Here is a 21,125-nt window from a genome sequence, read left to right as displayed (position 1 = left end):
CTAGCAACTGTTCTAATTGAGTGATGACGTTCTAAATGTGCCGCAACTATTTTTTCTCGAAGATCGATTGAAGCTGGTTTCATTATCAAATATATTTTTACTACCCTTTAGTGTACCTCATAACTAGCAGAAGTGCTGTATTGCTCAAAATGACTTGCCCATCAACTAGATCCATTCATATCCTGCGCGTACCTCCAGAGATAATGAGTGCCGAAGCTGCTATTACGTGGGTAAACCATGGCATTCACCCCGATCGATTTTCAGTACAAACTTGAGGCACAGGTAAACTCACCTAAAAAATCAACCCAATTGTTTACTGTCGGTAGTGCTCGATCGTCTCATTTAGTTTAACAGTGCCGGAGGCGATCGCTTGTTGGATAAAAGCTTTGAGAAACTCGTCTTTGCGATTTAGTTGAAACTGCTGCTGGACTGCTTCAGCCATCCCGCCATCACCCCACGATCGATCTTGATGAAAGTATTCGATAAAACTGCGCCCAGCAATTCTGGTCAGATAAGCCGCCGTGATGCCTTGAATCCCTTTGCCGAGTGCGTAAGTAGTGACATTGACAGTTAAAGCCGTCGAGAGCAGTTGAATCGCACCTTTGACAATCCCCAAACTAGTCAGCGTCTTGCCGAGGGAGAGTGCCAATTCTTGAGCGGTTTCTTTATTTAAGTCGCAGCCATAGATCTTCCCAATTTCAATAATCATCTGGGTATTAATTGCAGCGGTTGCCAGAAAATCGACTACTGGTAACGGCGTAACGGTGACGACTCCCGCACCGATCCATTGATAGCGATTGACGATCCGATCGGCAGCTTGGCGACGTTGGGCATCGATCAGCTCCCGTGCTTCGGCTCCTAGCCGCTGGGATTGGAGCAAAATGTTGTCGGCGACCAAATCTTCACCTTCGCCTCTGAGGACGGCAGCTAGACGGCGAATCAGGGGGAAAATATCGGGGTCTGGAGTGAAGATTTCGCCGGATTCTAGTCGGACTGGCTGCGGGTTGGCGGCGATCGCCAGGACATCTTGAGGTTCAATTTCGCTGTGGACGCGCTGTTGCAGTTTTGTGACGATCCGAGCGCGATCGAGTGGTGGGTAGAGATCGGTTTTATTGAAGATCAGGAGGGAACGTTTACCGATGGCGGCGAGTCCCATTAGGGGCGTATATTCGGACGCTCTCAAGTCATTGTCTACGACAAATAATAGCAGATCTGCTGATGTCGCTAGCTCTCTGGCGATCGCCTCCCGTTGGGTGCCAGCGGTACCCGCTTCGAGGATGCCTGGAGTATCGATGAGCAAAATCTGGCGATCCAAACCCTTTAATTCCAGCGTATAGATCTCGCCCTTGGTAGTCGTCCCCATCGGCGCGCCGACTTCCCCGACAATTCGCCCGATAATGGCATTGATCAACGAAGTTTTCCCTGCCGAACCCGTGCCAAAAACAACCACTCTAATTTGTCCCCGCGCTAGATTTTCAGCGATTTCGCGAGATTTATCGATTAGAGCTTGGCGGGTGACTTCATCTTGAATCTGCTGAAGCTGGCGATCGATCGCCTGGAGATTGGCGGTGGCGGCGGCGGTTTTGGCGACTGGTACTTTGGGCAGTTCCGGCGGCTTGGAGCGCGATTTTCTCCACCAGCCTTGGAAAATACCGATATAGTAAACAGCTGCGGCGATCGCGATGCCGATTAAAATCAAGATGCCGATCAGCAGTGGCGTTGCCAACCACGGTGTCGTCCAGCTTACTTGGACATACAGGGCATAGAGGGAATTAATCAGCCACAATGCCAAAATCGACACCGAAATGCCGCCAATAGCGATCGACCAAGAACGAGGGAAACGCATACTTTAATTGATAGCGATCTATCTCTTATCGTAGTCTGAAAACAAGCTGGCTGGGTTGGGGCTACTGTATCTAAACGCTGTTCGCGCTTCTTGGATGCCCTGTGCGCGCAGCGGATCGCAGAGCAGGTTGAGTGAATTGAGACAGCAGTACGTAGAGGTTTCACTGAGGTGGATCGAGGTTGACCGAGGTAAGCTGGAAGAGCTGCAATCTGGAGAATTTTCCAATGTTAGAAAACCGCGACTATACTTTAATTATTGACAAAAGTGGCAGTATGGCTACCAAGGATAAAGCAGGTGGACCCAGCCGCTGGCAAATCATGCAGGAATCAGCCTTGGCTCTGGCGAATAAGTGTGAAGAATTAGACCCCGATGGGATTACGTTTTATCTATTTTCTGGCAAATTCAAACGCTATGATAATGTCACAGCGGCTAAAGTAGGGGCGATTTTTCAAGAAAACGATCCTTCCGGTCGCACGGATTTGGCAGGTGTATTAAGTGATGCTTTAAATAATTATTTTCAGCGTAAAGCTCAAGGCAAAACTCCGACTAATGGCGAGATGATTTTAGTAGTCACCGATGGCGAACCTGACGATCGCAAGGCGGTGATGCAGGTGATTCTCGAAGCGACTCAGAAACTCGATCGGGATGAGGAGTTGGCGATTTCGTTTATTCAGGTGGGGATGGATGAAGCAGCTACTAAGTTTTTAAAAATCCTCGATGACGATCTCGGACGGGCTGGCGCGAAGTTCGATATCGTCGATACGATAACGATGAATGATATGGAGGATCTGACGCTCAAGGAAGTTTTATTGAGTGCGATTAATGATTAGTTGCTACCTACAACCCCAGCGGTTAGAAACCGCTGCTTGTGTTGCAAAGTCCGCCTACGCGGACTGAGAAATTAGTCCGCGCAGGCGGACTTTGCAACATTAGCCGCGACTTTAGTCGCAGGCAAGAAATATGTAGCAACTTGGATTAAATAATCGATCGGTTACTGATTATATTTTAGGCGATCGCTTTACACACAATTTTAGTCCGGTCACGCCACGACGGAATATTGCTAGCGTGACCGGACTAAAATTGGGGGTGGACAAATGCCGATCGCCAGTAGGTATCGATCGGTTATTGGTGCGTTACGGCTGAAGCCTAACACACCCTACAGCTACTGATATTAACCAGCGGGAACTCGCCAGATTTGTACCTCACCATAACTCCCAGTCGCGATCGTCCGACTGTCAGCACCGATCGCCATTGATAAGATCGCGCGATCGTGAGCAGAGAGCGTATGCAGGAGTGTACCATCGTTGAGACTCCAGATATTGACAGTGCGATCGTCGCCAGCACTGACGATCGTGCGACCGTCAGGTGAGATGGCGACACACCCGATCGATTTAGTATGTCCAGCCAAGGTATCGAGCAAGTTACCTGTCGCTGCTTCCCAAATCTTGAGCGTACAGTCATGGCTGGCACTGACGATCTTGGTACCATCTGGTGAGATCGCGATACTACTAATCCGACCACTATGCCCTAATAATGTTTTGAGCAACCGCCCTTCCTGAAGCTGCCACAATCTCACTGTGTAGTCGCTGCTACCGCTGACTACTAACTGATTTTGGCTATAAGTAGCCAGACAAGTGACATTTTGGAGATGACCTTGACATTGATGTATCAACAGCCCATTTTGAGGTTGCCAGATCTTGAGAAGCGCGTCATTGCCGCCAGTTACCAGTCTTTGACCATCACTGGTCAAGGCGATCGCATTGACAGCAGACTTGTTGTCGAGTAGTTGTGGTAATTTTGTCCCAGTAGCGAGTTGCCACCACTGGACGGTTCCATCCAAGCTACCGCTGATAATTGTCTCAGCATCTGTCGTGAGGAGGACACCATATACCCAGTGACTATGACCCAATAAATTGTGCGTCAATTTACCATCAGCAAGCCGCCAGACCTTGACGGCATCATCGACATGCGTGATGTCACCATGTCCGCTGACCAACCACTGCCCATCAGCACTCAGAGCCAGCGCATAGACTTCGCTGAAATACCCAGTGAGTTGATGGACTAGTTCGAGTCTGTCGTAGGCAATGGTAGGGACGATCGCGGCTGGTGGCAATCCCAGCTCTAGATCGGCTTGAGCGATCATCCCAGTGGCTTCTGTCTCTGCCCAACTTTGGGACATTTCCAACACTTCAGTCGGCTTGAGGGCGATGTGTGCGAGTCGATTCCAGCTCGATGCTGGGGCGGAAATCTGTTGACAGATGGTGGGGAGACAGCTTGCGGCTGGTACTACCTTTTCGATCGCTTGGAGCCGTTCGCGGGCATCCCTGACGGCAAGTTGGAGTGATTTACCACCAGAGAAAGCCTTGAGGAAGAGTTTGACAAATTCCTGTGCGACTTGATCTTGGACGGCCTCGCGCATCACGATCAGATTGGGAATTTGGAGATCTGCTAGTTCGCTAGCTAGTTCCAAACCCTCGCCACAGTTGAGGATTAGGAGTTTTAGTCCCCGGTGGACAGCAGTCCGAATCCGATATTTGAATTCAGTAATCCCGATCGTATCGTGGTGATTGATATAGATCCGATTGTTGGGCAAGTAGCCAGAAATATAACTACTAAAGAACAGCACACTCAGCGGCTTGTGAGTAACTGCATTCACAAAGTCAGTATGAGTAGGCGCGACGATAAACTCAGACTGAGTATAAGGCAGAGCATTTAAATATTCTCTACTGCGATCGAGTTTGATCCCTTGGGCACTGGTGAGTAAGCACAGTACCGATACTTGTAGTTCTTCGGCTGCGGCAGCTTCGGAGATTGTCGGCATCGGTGCCACACTGACTTCAGCTTGTGGGTAGCGATCGAGTAATGGCTGCCAGATCGAATTCCACGGCAATTTTAACAGTGCTTTGGAACGGCTACGGACGATAATCTCGATTTCGAGATCGGGATCGACAGTTGTTGCTAGTCGTTCGCGGATCGCCTGAAATCCTGGGGAACTGTACCATTGATGCAGGTTTGCCTGGAGCATCGCCCCCGCATCCAAGCAATCATTAATCCGCTCTGGCACCAAACTCACGGCTTTACTGCTCATCAGGCGATGATTGTGGGGGTCGAGCCGACGGTACCGAGCTTGCCATTCTTGATACTGGGCGATCGTTTGAGCCAGATCGGGAAAAGTGACCACTAGTTGGGTCACTAACTGATGATTGGCTGCCAATACGGTCATCTCCACCTGGAGGACAGAACCAGATTGGATCTCTTCTACTGTCAAGATGACTTCTTTGCCCCAGACTGCGACACGACTTGGTAGCGCAGTACTGACGCTTTCGGCGTCGGTAGATCCAGATTCAGTTGTCGATCCGGTAGACTGATAAGCATACAGCGGCTCCATTTCCTGGCACAGAAAGTTGGCAACCGTATAGTAATTAGTACTATGGTTGAGCCGGATCACAATCCGGTAAAGTAAATACTTCAGCTCTACCACCGAAGCGTGGCGATCTCGCAACTGCTGAAGATAACTTTTAAATTTAACCGTACTCAGTTGTTGAGCTTCATTACTCCAATTATTGGTACAAGCACAAAATACCAGCTTTTTAATTCTGGCAATGTGATTGCTCTGTTCTAGATTGTGTACGATCGCATCCAGCATCCCCGACTCCCGATTAAGACTTCATTCCCTCACTGCGGCGGCAATCCGCCGATCGATTCCAGTCACGATCCTTGGCTGTTTTGACTTTCTTGCTCCACGAATTAATCAAGACGATCCGCTCGGTATTTTGAATTGTACGCGATCGGTAGTAATTATAGCTTGAATCGAAAACCTCAGTCTGAAGATCGCTGATGTAAAGGCGATCGAGAGCACATGGGTAGTCTCTGGCTAACCGACCGATTTATACTCCCTCGTTCTTCATTGTTCCCCAAATAATCGTTTTCCATATCATCGCAACTAGACTGATTTTGGTAGTAAATTACTAATGATTAGCCGCGCGTGTGCAGGATTGGTCAGCAGCCACCCGATTTTGTGGCAACTATAGCGATCGCTGCAGGGTCATGACAGCATCCAATCTAAATTAATTTAAACTAGATAATCAGGGGCTAGCTTTTCCTTGCTCCTGATACTCCAGATCTGTGCCCATTTCCTATGAAGATTGCTAACGATATTACAGAATTAGTCGGTCGCACACCCTTGGTCAGACTCAATCGGGTGCCGCAAGCAGAGGGCTGTGTGGCAAACATTGTCGTCAAATTAGAGGGGATGAATCCCGCTTCATCCGTCAAGGATCGGATCGGTGTCAATATGATCGAATCTGCCGAGCGGGAAGGTTTGATCTCACCGCACAAAACAATTTTAGTCGAACCTACCTCTGGGAATACGGGGATCGCCCTGGCGATGGTTGCAGCCGCCAAGGGATATAAATTGATTATTGCCATGCCTGAGACGATGAGTATCGAGCGGCGGGCGTTGCTGAAAGCCTATGGTGCCCAATTGGAGCTGACGCCAGGAGTCGAAGGGATGAGCGGCTGTATCCGTCGCGCTCAGGAAATTGTGGACAAAACGCCTCATGCCTATATGTTGCAGCAATTTCGCAATCCCGCTAACCCCCAAATTCACCGGAATACAACCGCTGAAGAACTGTGGGCGGATACCGATGGGACGATCGATATTTTGGTCGCTGGAGTGGGTACGGGGGGCACGATTACAGGCGTAGCTGAAGTTATCAAAGCTCGCAAACCAGGGTTCAAAGCGATCGCTGTCGAGCCGACTAATAGTCCAGTATTATCTGGTGGAAGACCTGGCCCTCACAAAATTCAGGGGATCGGTGCCGGATTTGTACCGCAGGTACTCAAGATCGAGCTGATTGATGAGGTGATCGGTGTCACCGACCAACAATCGATCGAATATGGGCGCAGGTTAGCCCGTGAAGAAGGGCTATTGTCTGGGATTTCTTCAGGTGCAGCCCTATATGCGGCGATCGTCGTCGGTCGTCGTCCCGAAAATCAAGGTAAACTGATCGTCATGATTCAGCCGAGTTTTGGCGAACGCTATCTGAGTACGCCGCTATTTCAAGACCCGTAATTAGGTTTTAGGTTTTAGGCTTTAGGGAAGAGGTGTTAGGCTTTAGGCTTTAGGTTTTAGCGTTAGTGCCACTTATACTCGGTGAGTAAATAATGGCGATGCCACATTTTGGTCAGGTCTTCAGTTTGGACGATCGATAAACTCACATCTTGCACCACTACATAGGCACTGTTACCGCGATTTCCCAAGGGTACCCAGGATCTACGGTTAGCACTGCCGACCTCAAAGTAATGCCTAAAACCTCAAACCTTTTCCCTAACGCCCAAAGCCTCAAACCTCTTCCCTAAAGCCTAAAGCCTTCTCCCAAACGTCGATGTCCCAAACGCACTACCAAGTCCTTCAAATCCCTAATACAGCCACTGCTGATGAGATCAAACAGTCTTATCGGCGATTGGCGAAGCAATTCCACCCTGATGTCAATGGCGGGCAAGCTAACGCCGATCTTATTGTCAAGATCAATGCAGCTTATGAGGTCTTGGGGGATGAGCGCAAGCGGCGAGAATATGATTATCTGCTCCGTCCAGCGGTCGCTATTCCGCGCCAACAACAGTCATCAGCTTACATCCCTCGGCGTCCACCCGCAGTCGCACGCGAGTTGGATGAAGAATTGATCTTGTGGCTCAATCAAGTTTATCAACCCATCAATCGGATGATTGGTTGGATTATCAAGCCGTTGAAAACGCAAATTCACGAACTTTCTGCCGATCCATTTGATGATGAGTTGATGGGTAGATTCGAGGCGTATGTGACCGAATGTCAGCAACATCTCCAGAAGATTGAGAAGACTTTCCACTCAATGTCAAATCCCTCATTGTTGGCAGAGATAGCTGCTAATTTATACTATACCATCAATCAAGTTGCTGATGGTATTAAAGAATTAAATTTTTATATTATGAACTATGATGAAAGCTATCTCCATGATGGCTTGGAAATGTTTAAAATCGCTGCTCAATTGCAACGAGAAACAAACAAGAAAATCAAGAGCTATAAGTAATTGCTGATGATAATATATGAATAAATTTATCTTTCACTTGGCATTTCCAGTCGAGAATATTGAGGATACCAAAAAATTTTATGCCGATGGATTGGGTTGTAAGATCGGGAGACAGACAGCCAATTCGATGATTTTGAATCTCTATGGACATCAATTGGTCGCTCATGTTACCGTACCAGTCTCACCTTCACAAGTCGGTATCTACCCCCGCCATTTTGGGATGGTCTTTCCCACTTTAGAGGATTGGCAAGCATTGTTCGATCGCGCAACTTCCGCTGGATTAAAATTTCATCAATCAGCCAAGCATCGGTTTGTAGGTGCGATTACCGAGCATCGTACTTTTTTCTTAGCCGATCCTTTTAATAACTTATTAGAGTTTAAATATTATACTCATAGTGAAGCGATCTTTGGAGCTAGTGAGTTCGATCGAGTTGGTGACACTATCGGTTGAGAGAGGGCATGAGCAATTAGTTGCAGAATGCGTCGATCGGATACCATCAGTGGGTGGGCGACTACCGGAACTGCGATCTCCGTGCCGATGCCAAGCTCAGAACTATTTGGCGGTAAAATAATCAGATCGAATGGTGTCCAGAGCGAAGTAAAATTGAGACTATTCAAGCGATCGACATCACTATTTAGATCTCGCATAAAATCACTATCGGGGCGCATCTGCATACAACCAGGACGTAGCGAAAAGTGGGCGGCAATCGTCCCCCGATGAGGTGCAGAAATCGTCACAAATCGCTGCACGCGATCGATCCCACCCAATCGTTGAATATAATACCGCGTCACTATTCCGCCCATACTAAACCCTAGCAGATCGATCGACTGATGCGGTGCGAAAGTGCGATCGACTAAATCACACACTTGTGCCGCTAAAATCTCTAGTCTGGTAGCTCCATTGTTGGGAGTCAGATCGATATCGTAGACTTCCCACCCCAACCCGCGCAGATACTTGGCAATACTACCCATCTTCTGGCGGGTGTCCATCAGTCCATGTACGAGTAGCACTGGGTTGCGAGTGACATTGAGATTTGTGAGTGGCTGCATATCTGTCGGTACCTGCATAATGGGCGATCGGTTGTGGGCTGTAAATGTCAGCCTCAATCTTAAAAGATCTACAGCCGATCGATCGATCGGCTCATGACAGTTCCTCAACTGTCCCCAAATCCTCACATCGCTGACATATTGAAATGTGGTTTCCAGTGAATTTTTGTTAAAGTTTGTCAACTTATCTTGCACTTGCCAGCAGTCAAAATTGATAATTTATGATTATGTAATCAATGAGATAATTTACCGTGTTTAATAACGTATTAAAGAAGTTTTTTGGCAAAAAAAATGATGGCTTCTACCTGCAACTAGAGGATGAAGATGCTTCATCAAAACCGGAGCCAAAGGCAGAAGCCAAACCCGAACCTGCTGCCCCAGCAGCAACGGCGGTAGCAGTCAAGCCTGCGGCTACTCCCACACCAGTAGCCGCCGTAGTAGCCGCGCCAGTTGCCACACCAGTAGCCGCACCCGCAACTAAGCCAGAGCCAAAAGCGGCTAAAAACGATAAAAAAAGTGATAAAAAAGTTGCCAAGAAGGTAGAAGCACCCAAAGTTGTGCCAGCTCCAGTACCGACAGCACCTGCGGCACCACCAATTACCAACTTTGCGACTGACTACCTGATTAAACCCTCTTCCAATAGTGGGCGTCGTCGTCCTGGTGCCAACATGAACAAATTTTTGGAATTGGCGCGTCAAGCTGACAAGCCCAAAGCGTTCAAAGCTACTGCCGCAGAGCGCAAACCCAGTGCCGAGCCAGTACCATACTCCAATCCCGATGATAAGTTCACTCGCACATACAGCGATCCTAAATAACTAGCTACTTCCGTACCTGTTGAAACAGTTGACAGCAAATCGCTGTCAACTGTTTGCTTGGTGCAACACATGCGGAGGAAACCTCCGCGTGATTGCATCCGCAACTGTCAACTGTCAACTGTTTACCCCTTCTCCCTTTCTCCCCCACGACACATCGCCAGCGCACTGTAAAGGTGAAAAGCGCGATCCCAAGAGCTATCAGCGCGGCGCAATAATTCGATGTGAGGATCGATCCGCCCGATTAGCTCTGGGTAGCCGATCGCCGTCTCAGCAAAGGGAGCAAAACTGTTCTGAGTGGGAATCGCCAGGACTCGCTCGTGGATTTGAGAGATAAGATTTTTCCAGTTGTCGCGGCTAGTCAGGGGTAGGGGTGGAGTAGTGAAGGAGCTAGGATGTAGATCGCTAGTGAATCGATCGCTCACAGCCCCCCTCGACTGCTGGGATTGAGCGAAATCATAAGTCTGCGAACAGAGTCTCAAGATGCTACGGCGATCGCCTAATTGCAAATCGTAGATGTAAATGTAGTCGAGAATCTTGGGCTTGCGGTAAGTCCGATTGCGGGAATCAGTCTCGACAACTTCCTCAAAGATCGGCAACATGCCTGTGACGATCTGAGTGACTGCCGACCAGTTAAAATTGAGTGTCCGCTGTTCAGCGCGATTGTCGGTACAGACGATCGTCGCTTGAGGATAAAAACACTGGAATTGTCGCACTTGAAAGATATACATCTGCTGAAGATCGTGTTGCGAGACACAAAAACAGGGGATTTGCGCCTGTTGCAAGCGATCGCGATAGTATTCCAACTCGCCCATCTGTCCGAGCCGATATAGTCGCCAACTGCGACTGGGCAACTGAAGTCTCGCACTGTAGGGATCGAGGTTCATGATGGTGGCAAATTTCAGCATGACTGATTGCTTGTGCTCCATCGACACAGGTTCGAGGATCAGCAGCCCTGGCTCGATGTTGTCTGCACCGCTAGCTTTGGCAACAGCTAGATCGCTCGCTCGATCTAGTGCCTGAAGTCGATCGATCCGTTGGATGCCTTGACGTGCCTCAGCCATAATTTTCGGATCGATCGCCTGTTGGAGTAGCAACCGATAAATTGCTAGAGCTTTAGCGAGGGCATTGGTTGCTTCTGCCAATTGTGCGGCGTAAAGTTGTATTTGGTGGTCATCTGGTCGATCGACGAGTAGAGCTGCGATTAATTTCGCAGCAGTCTTGTAATCCCGACGATTGAGGGCAGCAGCCGCTTGCTCTAACATAGATTTAGGAGAAAATTAGTTGCACACCAGTCTGGGAAAGGTCGTCAGGACTTGGCTCCGCTGCTAGCAGCCATGCAGTTACCGTTGTATCTAGGGTGCCCCGATCTGGGCATCAATTTAACTAGTCACCATATTTCTTTGCTCAACTGTCAACTGTCAACTGTCAACTATTTAACGACCTCATGTTTCCAGATTCATTGAACAGCCATGTCATCATCCTGGCTTTATTGCTCGGTTTTGCGATCGCCCATAGCGGATTAGCCGCTCTCCGCCCCTGGGGTGAGGGCAAGATCGGTGCGCGGTTGTACCGAGTAATATTCGCACTGGTGAGTATTCCGTTTGCGACAATTTTGATTATTTATTTTTTCAATCATCGCTATGATGGCTACCAATTGTGGCAGGTGCAGGGCACGCCAGGAGTCATACCACTGGTGTGGATCTTATCGTTTGTTTCTTTTTTGTTCCTGTATCCAGCTACATTTAATCTGCTCGAAATTGCGGCTGTACTCAAACCCCAAGTCCGCATTTATGAGACAGGTATCATGCGGATTACTCGACATCCCCAAATGGTCGGTCAATTGATTTGGTGTGTTGCTCATACCTTGTGGCTTGGGACGACCTTTACGTTGGTAACTTCGATCGGGTTGATGATCCACCATTTATTTGCCGTCTGGCATGGGGATCGTCGCCTCACCGACCGCTATGGAGCTGATTTTGAACAGGTGAAAGCCAGAACCTCGATCGTTCCGTTCCAGGCGATTTTAGATGGCAGACAGACGCTCAAATGGTCGGAGTTTCTCCGCCCTGCCTATATTGGGGTGGTAGCATTTATCGGTTTATTCTGGTGGGGACATCCGTGGTTGATTCAGATGAGTGCGCGGGTCAGCTTATAAATAGCCCAATTTCGATCGATTGTTGATGGCGATCGATCGCTACTCCTAGTGACGATCGCTGCCGATTATCACGATCCCCACCACTTATTCCTCGATCCCAGTAGACCGATCGGACTTATTAGCGTTAAAATAATTACTTATATGACAAAAATTTAATATCAACCGACCAATTCTTATGATCCAATCTGTAACAGATCTGAATTTTAGAGAACAGGTGCTCACTTCCTCGCTGCCCGTGCTGGTCAATTTTGGGGCACCTTGGTGTGGACTGTGCAAGGTGATTCAGCCGACACTGATTCAGTTTCACGATCGATGGGACGACCAAATTAAATTGGTGGAGATCAATGCTGATGACAATCTCAAGTTGGCGAGTACATATCGACTCAAGACTCTTCCCACTCTGATCCTGTTCGCTAATGGCAAGATTTTGGACAGATTGGAAGTGATTCATAGTCAAGCAGATCTCCGCACCAATTTGGAACGGATGACTCGCAAGGCGACTCTCAACTGGCAAGTTGGCGATCGCGGGGTGCCAATTCAGATCGATTGGCGACTGGTGACGGCGGAATAAACAACCTCAAAATAACCCCATCTTTACTAATTATCTTTCAGCTTTAGCTTGGGAATAGACTCGCGTTTGAATTGTTGTCTGCGCAGCGAGTCGATGCGTTCATTGACTTGTTTTTGTAAGTCTACTCGATCGACACGTTTGCTGTAGATTTTGAGATACTTGATTGCTTCTTCGGTGTTGCCATCACTTTCCTTGACTCTAGCTAGAGCGAGGTAGTCTTGAGTGGCGACCATTGGGGCAATATTATTGTAACTTTCGATCAGTTTTGGTACGGCAATAGTTGACAAAAACACCAATAATATAAATGATATTTTAGCTTCTGGTTTAGTTGATTCAACTAAATATAGCGTCAACGCAAACACCAACAACATCACTATTAGCATGAACAATAAGTGCGGATCTTGAAGCAATAAATTGGACGCTTGCTCGGCTTCAACTCGATTTCTACCGAGCGCATATCCGACGAGCGCAGTAGTCGTAGGTAGTGTAAATTGGCGGAGACTGGAGCCTTTACCACTAAGATGAAAAACCAGCGACATAATACTGGCAATACTCGCACCGATATTCCAGATATTCATGTTTCACACCCGAGTTTGTCATTAATTTCAATCCGATCGAGCGACTGGAAATCAGCCGGATATGTAGCATGAGCAGCATCGATATCGCGAGCTATATTAACATAGATCGGGATAAAATTTATGCCGAGATGCGATCGTCACCACAACTGCTCATCTTTGCTGGGTTAGCAGGGGAGCTGCTGCGAGTAGCTCTTGAGTGTAAGCTTGCTGGGGATTGCTAAAAATCTGTTGCGTGTCGCCCATTTCCACGATTTGACCTCGATCCATCACGGCAATCCGATCGCATAGGAACCGCGCCAGCCACAGATCGTGAGTGATAAATAGATAGGTGAGATTGTCTTCGCGCTTGAGTTCGAGCATCAATTCCAACACTTCGGCTTGGATGGTGGCATCGAGCATACTCACTGGTTCGTCACAGATGACGAGTTTGGGCTTGGTAATCAGGGCGCGGGCGATCCCTACCCGCTGCTGTTGTCCGCCAGAGAGCTGATTGGGATACCTGTCGAAGTACTCTAGGGCGGGATTCAAGCCGACTCGGGCGAGCATTTTGAGTACCTGTGCTTTAGTTTCGGCGGGAGTGGCGGTGAGTTGGTGGATTGTCAGGGGATCGCCAATACTCTCCCCGATTGTCATCATCGGGTTGAGTGACGCGCTGGGATCTTGGAAGATCATCTGCATCTCGCGACGTTTGACACGCATCGCTGCTGGGGACAGGTGGGTAAGTTCTTCACCGCAAAATGTAACGGTACCACCAGTAGCGGGGATAAGTTGCAGGATCGTGCGAGAGAGAGTGCTTTTGCCGCAACCAGATTCGCCGACTAGTCCAAAGATTTCACCTGCGTAGAGTTCGAGGTGGATATTATCGACAGCTTTGATTGTTTCTGTCTTGGCGTTGGTAAATAGTCGCTGGAGGAAACTCGTCTCGATCGTGTAATGTTTTTGAAGCCCGTCGAGAGTGAGAATCAGGGTCTTTTGGGCGAGTGCAGTGGCTGTAAGCTGGGCAACTCGGTCGTTTGCCTGAATGTGTAGAGCCGATTGGAGCAATGTTTGGGTGTATTCAGCCTGAGGATTGCCAAAAATCTGGGCGACAGTCCCTTCTTCTTCTTTTCTACCCTTATTCATCACCACAATCCGATCGCAATATGTCGCGATCGTGGCAAGATCGTGGGAAATCAATATTAATCCCATCTGGCGTTCCTGACACAATCGCGTCAATTCTCGCAAAATTTCAGCCGAGACGCGGACATCTAGACTCGTAGTTGGTTCATCGGCGATCATCAGCTTGGGATCGAGCAACAAAGCCAGTGCGATCGCCACCCGCTGGCGCATTCCACCGCTGAATTCATGGGGATACTGATGCCACCTGGTTGCAGGGATTTTGACGGCGGCTAGGGTGTCTAGAGCGCGTTGTTTGGCTTGGGTTTTGGTGAGATTTGGCTCGTGGGCTTGGAGTGTTTCGAGACAGTGATTGCCGATTGTCATCAGCGGATCTAGTCGCGTCATCGGATCTTGGAAGATCAGTCCGACTACTTCACCTCGGAAGCGACGAATGGCTTCTGGACTCAGATCTGGGATCGATTGTCCCTCAAATAAGATTTGACCCTCAATCCGTGAATTGGCTGGTAGTAGCCGCATGATGGCTTTACCCAGGGTGGATTTACCACACCCAGATTCACCCACGAACCCAATCTTTTCACCCGCAGCTAGCTCAAAGGAGACATCCTCGATTGCATTTACCTGTTGACTAGATTCCGCCTGGGGATAGCTTACCCAGAGGTTTTGGACGCTTAATAGTGGTTGGGACATGAGGGGATGGGGGTGACGGGGACGAGGGGACTGGGGGACGAGGGGACTGGGGGACTTTCACACATTATTCACCATCCACCATCCACCCCTAAAGCCTAAAGCCTAAAGCCTAAAGCCTAGTGCGCTCGAATTGACGCATCAAATAAGCGGCGGCAAAATCGCCGTTAGGGTGTTTGGTGAGGAGATCGGTGAGATCGAAGACTCGTTGCGCCATTTCGACGCCAACTTTATCAATTACGGCTTGACGTTCGAGTTCGTGTAGATGACTGGCGCGGACTTGAGCTTGCCAAACACTAGAGAAAATTTGAGCGATATTCGTATCGAGTTTTAATTGTTCGAGCACTGCCCATTCGCCCCGATCGCACCAAATTCCGCCACAAGTGAGACAATGTTCGAGATAAAATGGCTGCTTGAGCGATATTTTACCCCGAGCCATCATCCGCGCACAGTCGGGACAAGGTGCTGTTTTCGCGTCCAGCGGACTGGGATTATATGGTAGATGATAGTTTTGAGCCAGCACAGCGGGGTTTGAGGGAGTGTGGGGACGTTGAGATCTCCAGACTTGATAGTTATGTCCAGAAATCCAATCCCCCGCACACTCTCGACAATGCTTTGTCAGCAGCAAGTCACTGAGAATCCCATTTACCAGCTCAGATCTACATTTAGGACAATCCATCTTTAAACCAGTTGACAGTTGACAGTTGACAGTTGATGGCTAAGCTTCGATCGCCGCTTGACAATATTGCAGCAGGAGATCGAGCTTGTCTTGATAAGCTTGGCGACGTTGCTGGAGCGTGGTGGGGTTCCGAGCGGTGGCGATAAATATGACATCCATCGATATTAGCCGGAGTAGCCGATGACTTTCAGTCAAATACGATCGCATTTTACCAGCGATCGGATCTGGTAGCAGATCGACATTCTGGGTGAGGATTTCGGCTTCAAAAAACTCGATCGCTCGACTGAGACTAGCTTTGAGATCCGTCACCGAGTCGCTGGGCAAGTTGGAGATGAGGATCGATAATTGTTGCCACATTAACATCTGCTCGGTTGGCAACATAGATAACTCGGTTAGAATAGAATATCATGCAAGCAATTTTACACCTCGATCGACAGACTCTACATCCTAGTCGCTCAGATCTTACTGAGTCAGGAAATCTGGATCTGGATTTGCCAGCACGATCGATCTGTCACAGTAACAGCAAAAATCTATCTACACTATTAAGATCGTGCCTCAGATCTGAGCGATTTAAATCTGGCACAGTGGAATTGGTGGATTGAGGCTTTGCGCTAGCGATCGGTCATCGCTACCACAGCCAAACCATTATTACAAGATTTTTTAGCCGCGAATTATTTATTTATACTTATTTACAATCATATTTATCCCACCCTCTGCCATGACTACCCCACTCGCTTTATCCGCCGACGATGTTGACGATGTTGCACTTAGCGATCCTAGTGCAGGGATGACTTACAACTGCGAGATTCCTGAATGGTTGCAACAGTGTCTCAGTGCCGAGCAGGACGCTGATACACCGATGGATCTCGATCGCAAGTTGATTAAGAGTGCCTTTCAATTTGCCTACGAGCTACATGGCGATCAACGGCGCAAATCAGGAGAACCTTACATTTGTCACCCGATCGCCGTCGCTGGATTGTTGCGCGATCTTGGCGGTGGTGCGGCGATGATTGCTGCAGGATTTTTGCATGATGTAGTCGAAGATACGGATGTCAAAATCAGTGAGATCGAATCGAGGTTCGGTCAAGAAACAGCACTATTAGTAGAAGGTGTCACAAAGCTATCCAAATTTGAATTTTCGAGCAAGAAAGAGCAGCAAGCTGAGAATTTTCGCCGGATGTTTATCGCGATGGCGAAGGATATTCGCGTGATCGTAGTCAAATTGGCCGACAGGCTCCACAATATGCGGACGCTGGCTCATTTACGTACCGATCGACAGCAAGCAATCTCCCAAGAAACTCGCGATATTTTTGCACCTTTAGCCGACAGATTGGGATTGGGGCGGATCAAGTGGGAGCTAGAAGATCTTTCATTCAAGTATATTGAAGCTGAAGATTACCTTCGCATTCAAGACTTGGTAGCCGAGAAGCGGGCAGCTAGAGAGTCGCGAATTGCTGGCTTCACTGAGATGATCCGCCATCGGCTCGATCGAGCTGGGATCGAGTATGTAGATATTAGTGGTAGACCCAAGCATCTATACAGTATCTATCAAAAGATGCGGTACCAAAAAAAAGAATTTAGTGAGATTTATGACTTGACCGCGATTAGAATTATCGTGGCATCAAACCATGAGTGTTATCTGGCTCTAGCAGAGATCCATGATGCTTTCAAACCGATTCCTGGTCGGTTTAAAGACTATATTGGCTTACCAAAAAATAACCGCTATCAATCTCTGCACACTACAGTGGTTGGATTTACTGGGACACCATTGGAAGTCCAGATTCGGACACTAGAAATGCACAATGTGGCAGAGTATGGGATCGCGGCTCATTGGAAGTATAAAGAAGCTGGTAAATCTGATAAGTCGGAAGCGGAAACCACCGCAACTAGTAAAGCAACACCGACACGACGCACGGAAGTTGATGAGAAATTTTCCTGGTTACGACAACTATTGGAATGGCAAAATGATGTCAAAGATGCGATCGAATTTGACGATCATCTCCGCGATCATTTACTAGAGCGCGATGTCTATGTCTTCACCCCCAAAGGCGAAGTCGTATCTCTCCGCCAAGGTTCCACCCCGATCGATTTTGCCTACCGGATTCATACCGAAGTCGGCAATCATTGTGCGGGTGCCAAAGTCAACGATCGGATCGTCCCCCTGTCCCGTACCCTGATCAATGGGGATATCGTCGAAGTCATCGTCCGCGAGAATAGTCACCCTAGCCTCGATTGGCTAAATTTTGTCGTCAGTCCTGGTGCGCGCAACCGGATTACCCAATGGTATAAGCGATCGAATCGAGATGAAAATGTCGCTCGTGGCAAAGAGTTGCTCGAACGGGAACTCGGCAAAAATGGTCTAGAAGCACTCCTCAAGTCCGATCCGATGGTTTCAGTCGCTCAACGGTGCAACTATGTCTCGGTGGAGGATTTGCTGGCAGGTTTGGGGTATGGCGAAATCACTCAAAAAATGGTCGTCAATCGGCTCCGCGAGACGATCAAAGCCCGCGAACCGCTCATCGATGATGTCCCCCCCACCACGGCACCTAAGTCAGCTCCTAGTTCGCAAGGTAGCGACTTTCCGATTTTGGGAATTGAGGGGTTGTTGCATCATCTTGCGGGCTGTTGTAGCCCCATCCCTGGCGAACCAATTATCGGCATCGTCACGCGTAGTAGCGGGATTTCAGTCCATCGCCAAGGTTGTGTCAATGTCGAACAGATGGATGGTAACCGCTTGCTACCCGTGAGCTGGAATACCCAAATTACCAAAGAAAAGCCGCGCACTTATCCCGTGAGCGTCCAGTTGGAAGTACTCGATCGCGTGGGGGTATTCAAAGATATCTTATCGCGCCTCACCGATTATAAGATTAATGTCCGCTCGGCTAACGTGATCACCCATTATGCCAAACCAGCGATCATCGACCTGTCGATCGAAGTTAGCGACAAGTCACAATTAGAACGGTGCTTGGCTCAAATCAAGCAGATGAGTGACGTCCTCAATATCCGACGGCTGAGCCAAGTTGAAAAGTGAGCGGGTCTGCTCGACAATATGACTAGTTGACTAGTTTGGATTTTAATATTTTAAGTGAGTAATGCTTTATGGTTATCGATGAACCGATGCAGAATGCGATCGCGGGTGGACTGGCAATTGCAATTACCATCGGCGCAATGCTGATGATGTTTAGTAATGTGTGGACGACCAAAAAGTAGTTGCTACTCACTGCTATTACTCCATGTTCTTCTCGATCGACAGCAATTGGTTATGCCCTTTCCACTCCAGCAATAGACAACCTATCGCTCCACTATCCAGGCACTACCCCCAGGAGTAGTTACCGCTCAAGCATCAATTTGCGACCGATCGCTCGTGTTATATTCAGTATAGTGACTGGGCTGAGTTAACCCTAAAGCTTCTGTCCGTGGGACGATCGTCCCGATCGCTTCGAGGTCGCGGAGGATATAATTAAGCTGATTGGCGATCGAGCCGATCGAGACTGAGCATTGGCTATGTTCTGAGATTGAAGATTGGTTTACAAGTTGGTTAGCTTGCAAAAAATGGAGCCGCATTTGCCAAGTTGTATGGCTCGGATTCTTGCTGAGGTATTCTAATACCGCCTGACGACTAATCATGTTCGCTACTAAAATAAAAAGCTTGCTTAGCTAAGATCATCTCTCATTTGTTAACAATTATGTAGGTATCTTAACAATTTCGTCGCTATTCTCATAATTTAGCCGATAGCCGATCTTCCGCACAGTTTCGATCGGATCTGGATGTCCGAGCTTTTTGCGGAGGGAGAGGACGTGACTATCTACCGTCCGCGAATTATCGACATTGATATCCCAAGCCCGCTGGAGTAGTTCGCGCCGATGCACGGGACGACCGTTTGCTTGAGCGAGAACGTAGAGCAAACTGAACTCTTGAGGGCTAAGATCGATCCGCGCTTCTGGTGGCTGTGGAGGGGATTCTATCGCTGAGGCACCTGCACCAGTTGCGAGTTGACACCGCTGCCGCAAGTAAATACAGCGGCGCACCAGATCGATCCGCAGATCGCCACAAATTAGCTCGTTGGGAATGGTAGTCAGTATCCGGCTACGGCGGAGTAAAGCCGCCACCCGCGCTAAGAATTCGGGCATTCCAAAGGGCTTCTTGAGATAGTCATCCACTCCCGCTGCCAGTGCGGTGACTAAATCGATTTCGCGAATGCGGGCTGATAGCATCAAGATCGGCGAGTTACCCCGTGCCGACAACCAGCGGCAAAAGTCGATCCCTTCGCCATCTGGTAAATCTGAATCTAAGATTGCCAAAGTAGGCGGATCTTGCGTGCAAGCCAGATTGGCTTGAGCTAGTGTGGATGATTGTTTGACTTGATAACCAGCTTGTTGCAGGTGCCAAGCGAGGAGCGATCGTAAGTTATGATTGCCTTCGATAATGTGAATTATGCCCACTTTTTTTGAGGATACAATTTTCAATTTTGCCCTAGTCAGTAGGTACTACATTACCCGTGTCAAATTAGATATCTAGGGTAGTAGCTGATAAATATTGATTTCTTGGGTAGTACGGAAGTAGCCGATCTCTGCTAAATTGGCTAACATTAGGATCTCAAAGTACTGCCAAGCGAACTAGATCCGATTTACCTAAGTCGCTACCTGTTGCCAAGGCGTATTTGCCGCACGTCAGTTTCTAAAAATCTAGCGTAAAGTAAGTAGATAGATAGATGCCAATTCCAGCAATTTCGATCTATCCTATTTAGTATGTTGAAGGATTATTAAGCCATGCTACAAACTATAGAAACGATCGGGCACTACCAAAAGATTACCGATGCCCTAGTCGAAATGTGGCATCGCGGCTACCGTTTTGACGATTTGCGTTTGTATCTCGATGGGTATGTAGCAGCATTACGTAGCACTAATGCTCTAGAAGCATATCAAATTAATCGGCTTGAAGAAGAAACGATGCGTTATGTTTACGATCCTTCTAACTTTGAACGAGTCGAACTTCAGACAGAGCCAGACTATTATTAAGTATCTGGTTGATGGAATTCGAGCGGCAGTTATCAATACATCGAGATATTATTGATAACTACTGCTCGAACCTTAGAAACTAACTATCAACTATCAACCGTTAACTAGCTAGTGCGACTTCTACCATTTGTTGCAGCTCGCCTTTTTGGTAAAGCTCGGTCATCACATCAGAGCCGCCCACGAATTCACCATTGATGTAAACTTGTGGAATTGTCGGCCAGTTGGAATATTCTTTGACTCCTTGACGGATATCTGGGTCGGCTAGGACATCTATTGTTTCGTAAGGTACGCCCAGAATATTTAAAATCTGAACGACTTGGTTGGAAAATCCACATTGGGGCATCATTTTATTGCCCTTCATGAATACCATAATTTTGTTGTCTGCGATGAGCTTGCCGATCTGTTCTGTAGCTGGGGTAGTCATGGCGGTAAAGGGTAGAGGGTAGCGATTCGCGCTCGTCGGGTTCCCCGACGGGTTGGCGGCGTTTTTATGTCTAGGGTTCCCCCGTCTTGTCGTTTTTTATTCGGGGGGAACCCTAGACAT

General features: G+C 48.3%; 21 protein-coding genes and 1 pseudogene. 10 read left to right on the top strand and 12 right to left on the bottom strand.

Annotated features, from left to right (window positions below):
- Nucleotides 1-140: 140 nt before the first annotated feature.
- A pseudogene (locus ACEW9I_RS11985) lies at nt 141-275 on the top strand (response regulator); the annotation flags it as partial.
- Between the two features lie 38 nt (nt 276-313).
- Here the strand turns inward: ACEW9I_RS11985 and ACEW9I_RS11980 are convergent.
- A complete protein-coding gene (locus tag ACEW9I_RS11980; RefSeq protein ID WP_373540564.1) occupies nt 314-1,846 on the bottom strand; it encodes a YcjF family protein in 1,533 nt (510 codons plus the stop codon).
- Between the two features lie 224 nt (nt 1,847-2,070).
- On the opposite strand from ACEW9I_RS11980, the gene ACEW9I_RS11975 reads away from it, so the two are divergent.
- Nucleotides 2,071-2,676 carry a VWA domain-containing protein gene (locus ACEW9I_RS11975; protein ID WP_373540563.1) on the top strand — a complete coding sequence of 202 codons (606 nt, stop codon included), beginning with the start codon at nt 2,071-2,073 and terminating at the stop codon, nt 2,674-2,676.
- Between the two features lie 341 nt (nt 2,677-3,017).
- Here the strand turns inward: ACEW9I_RS11975 and ACEW9I_RS11970 are convergent, their stop codons facing one another.
- Nucleotides 3,018-5,492 (bottom strand): WD40 repeat domain-containing protein, encoded by a 2,475-nt coding sequence (locus ACEW9I_RS11970; RefSeq protein ID WP_373540562.1) that lies wholly within the window; start codon nt 5,490-5,492, stop codon nt 3,018-3,020.
- A gap of 492 nt (nt 5,493-5,984) precedes the next feature.
- Here ACEW9I_RS11970 and cysK point away from each other — a divergent pair, with 492 nt between their 5' ends.
- Nucleotides 5,985-6,920, top strand: a complete 936-nt coding sequence (cysK, locus tag ACEW9I_RS11965; RefSeq protein WP_373540561.1) for a cysteine synthase A — start codon at nt 5,985-5,987, stop codon at nt 6,918-6,920.
- 62 nt (nt 6,921-6,982) lie between these two features.
- On the opposite strand, the gene ACEW9I_RS11960 is transcribed toward cysK, so the two are convergent.
- A complete protein-coding gene (locus tag ACEW9I_RS11960) occupies nt 6,983-7,108 on the bottom strand; it encodes a hypothetical protein (RefSeq protein WP_373540560.1) in 126 nt (41 codons plus the stop codon).
- A gap of 125 nt (nt 7,109-7,233) precedes the next feature.
- On the opposite strand from ACEW9I_RS11960, the gene ACEW9I_RS11955 reads away from it, so the two are divergent.
- Together ACEW9I_RS11955 and ACEW9I_RS11950 are read left to right on the top strand one after the other, a co-directional pair.
- Nucleotides 7,234-7,914, top strand: a complete 681-nt coding sequence (locus tag ACEW9I_RS11955) for a J domain-containing protein (protein ID WP_373540559.1) — start codon at nt 7,234-7,236, stop codon at nt 7,912-7,914.
- A gap of 16 nt (nt 7,915-7,930) precedes the next feature.
- Entirely contained in the window at nt 7,931-8,365 is a 435-nt protein-coding gene (locus ACEW9I_RS11950) for a VOC family protein (RefSeq protein ID WP_373540558.1), read from the top strand.
- Here ACEW9I_RS11950 and ACEW9I_RS11945 read toward each other — a convergent pair.
- Entirely contained in the window at nt 8,305-9,144 is an 840-nt protein-coding gene (locus tag ACEW9I_RS11945; protein ID WP_373540557.1) for an esterase/lipase family protein, read from the bottom strand. The two genes, ACEW9I_RS11950 and ACEW9I_RS11945, sit on opposite strands and share 61 nt — an antisense overlap.
- Nucleotides 9,145-9,212: 68 nt before the next feature.
- Here ACEW9I_RS11945 and ACEW9I_RS11940 point away from each other — a divergent pair, with 68 nt between their 5' ends.
- A complete protein-coding gene (locus ACEW9I_RS11940) occupies nt 9,213-9,776 on the top strand; it encodes a hypothetical protein (protein WP_373540556.1) in 564 nt (187 codons plus the stop codon).
- A gap of 122 nt (nt 9,777-9,898) precedes the next feature.
- Here ACEW9I_RS11940 and ACEW9I_RS11935 read toward each other — a convergent pair whose 3' ends face one another.
- Nucleotides 9,899-11,038 carry a tetratricopeptide repeat protein gene (locus ACEW9I_RS11935; RefSeq protein WP_373540555.1) on the bottom strand — a complete coding sequence of 380 codons (1,140 nt, stop codon included), beginning with the start codon at nt 11,036-11,038 and terminating at the stop codon, nt 9,899-9,901.
- 182 nt (nt 11,039-11,220) lie between these two features.
- Here ACEW9I_RS11935 and ACEW9I_RS11930 point away from each other — a divergent pair, with 182 nt between their 5' ends.
- Nucleotides 11,221-11,931: an NnrU family protein gene (locus ACEW9I_RS11930; protein ID WP_373540554.1), complete on the top strand. Its 711-nt coding sequence runs from the start codon at nt 11,221-11,223 to the stop codon at nt 11,929-11,931.
- Nucleotides 11,932-12,106: 175 nt separating this feature from the next.
- Nucleotides 12,107-12,502: a thioredoxin family protein gene (locus ACEW9I_RS11925; RefSeq protein ID WP_373540553.1), complete on the top strand. Its 396-nt coding sequence runs from the start codon at nt 12,107-12,109 to the stop codon at nt 12,500-12,502.
- Nucleotides 12,503-12,528: 26 nt separating this feature from the next.
- On the opposite strand, the gene ACEW9I_RS11920 is transcribed toward ACEW9I_RS11925, so the two are convergent.
- From ACEW9I_RS11920 to patD, 4 genes are all read right to left on the bottom strand, one after another.
- Nucleotides 12,529-13,080: a hypothetical protein gene (locus tag ACEW9I_RS11920; RefSeq protein ID WP_373540552.1), complete on the bottom strand. Its 552-nt coding sequence runs from the start codon at nt 13,078-13,080 to the stop codon at nt 12,529-12,531.
- 150 nt (nt 13,081-13,230) lie between these two features.
- A complete protein-coding gene (locus ACEW9I_RS11915) occupies nt 13,231-14,886 on the bottom strand; it encodes a dipeptide ABC transporter ATP-binding protein (protein ID WP_373540551.1) in 1,656 nt (551 codons plus the stop codon).
- A gap of 109 nt (nt 14,887-14,995) precedes the next feature.
- Nucleotides 14,996-15,562, bottom strand: coding sequence for a zf-TFIIB domain-containing protein (locus ACEW9I_RS11910; protein WP_373540550.1), 567 nt, complete (start codon nt 15,560-15,562; stop codon nt 14,996-14,998).
- Between the two features lie 39 nt (nt 15,563-15,601).
- Nucleotides 15,602-15,943 (bottom strand): heterocyst frequency control protein PatD, encoded by a 342-nt coding sequence (gene patD / locus ACEW9I_RS11905; RefSeq protein ID WP_373540549.1) that lies wholly within the window; start codon nt 15,941-15,943, stop codon nt 15,602-15,604.
- Between the two features lie 337 nt (nt 15,944-16,280).
- On the opposite strand from patD, the gene ACEW9I_RS11900 reads away from it, so the two are divergent.
- Nucleotides 16,281-18,593: a bifunctional (p)ppGpp synthetase/guanosine-3',5'-bis(diphosphate) 3'-pyrophosphohydrolase gene (locus tag ACEW9I_RS11900; RefSeq protein WP_373540548.1), complete on the top strand. Its 2,313-nt coding sequence runs from the start codon at nt 16,281-16,283 to the stop codon at nt 18,591-18,593.
- Nucleotides 18,594-18,898: 305 nt separating this feature from the next.
- Here the strand turns inward: ACEW9I_RS11900 and ACEW9I_RS11895 are convergent, their stop codons facing one another.
- Both ACEW9I_RS11895 and ACEW9I_RS11890 read right to left on the bottom strand, forming a co-directional pair.
- Complete coding sequence (locus ACEW9I_RS11895; RefSeq protein ID WP_373540547.1) at nt 18,899-19,189, bottom strand: hypothetical protein; 291 nt, start codon at nt 19,187-19,189, stop codon at nt 18,899-18,901.
- A gap of 57 nt (nt 19,190-19,246) precedes the next feature.
- Nucleotides 19,247-20,005 (bottom strand): response regulator transcription factor, encoded by a 759-nt coding sequence (locus ACEW9I_RS11890; RefSeq protein ID WP_373540546.1) that lies wholly within the window; start codon nt 20,003-20,005, stop codon nt 19,247-19,249.
- A gap of 327 nt (nt 20,006-20,332) precedes the next feature.
- Between ACEW9I_RS11890 and ACEW9I_RS11885 the strand changes: the two genes are divergently transcribed.
- Nucleotides 20,333-20,581 carry a DUF6761 family protein gene (locus ACEW9I_RS11885; protein WP_373540545.1) on the top strand — a complete coding sequence of 83 codons (249 nt, stop codon included), beginning with the start codon at nt 20,333-20,335 and terminating at the stop codon, nt 20,579-20,581.
- Between the two features lie 100 nt (nt 20,582-20,681).
- Here ACEW9I_RS11885 and grxD read toward each other — a convergent pair whose 3' ends face one another.
- Nucleotides 20,682-21,005 (bottom strand): Grx4 family monothiol glutaredoxin, encoded by a 324-nt coding sequence (gene grxD / locus ACEW9I_RS11880; protein ID WP_373540544.1) that lies wholly within the window; start codon nt 21,003-21,005, stop codon nt 20,682-20,684.
- Between the last annotated feature and the right edge of the window lie 120 nt (nt 21,006-21,125).

This window comes from Chamaesiphon sp. (genome assembly GCF_041738855.1).
GTDB lineage: Bacteria > Cyanobacteriota > Cyanobacteriia > Cyanobacteriales > Chamaesiphonaceae > Chamaesiphon.
Note: the sequence above shows the minus strand (reverse complement) of the source record. Positions and strands in the feature narration are given on the sequence as shown.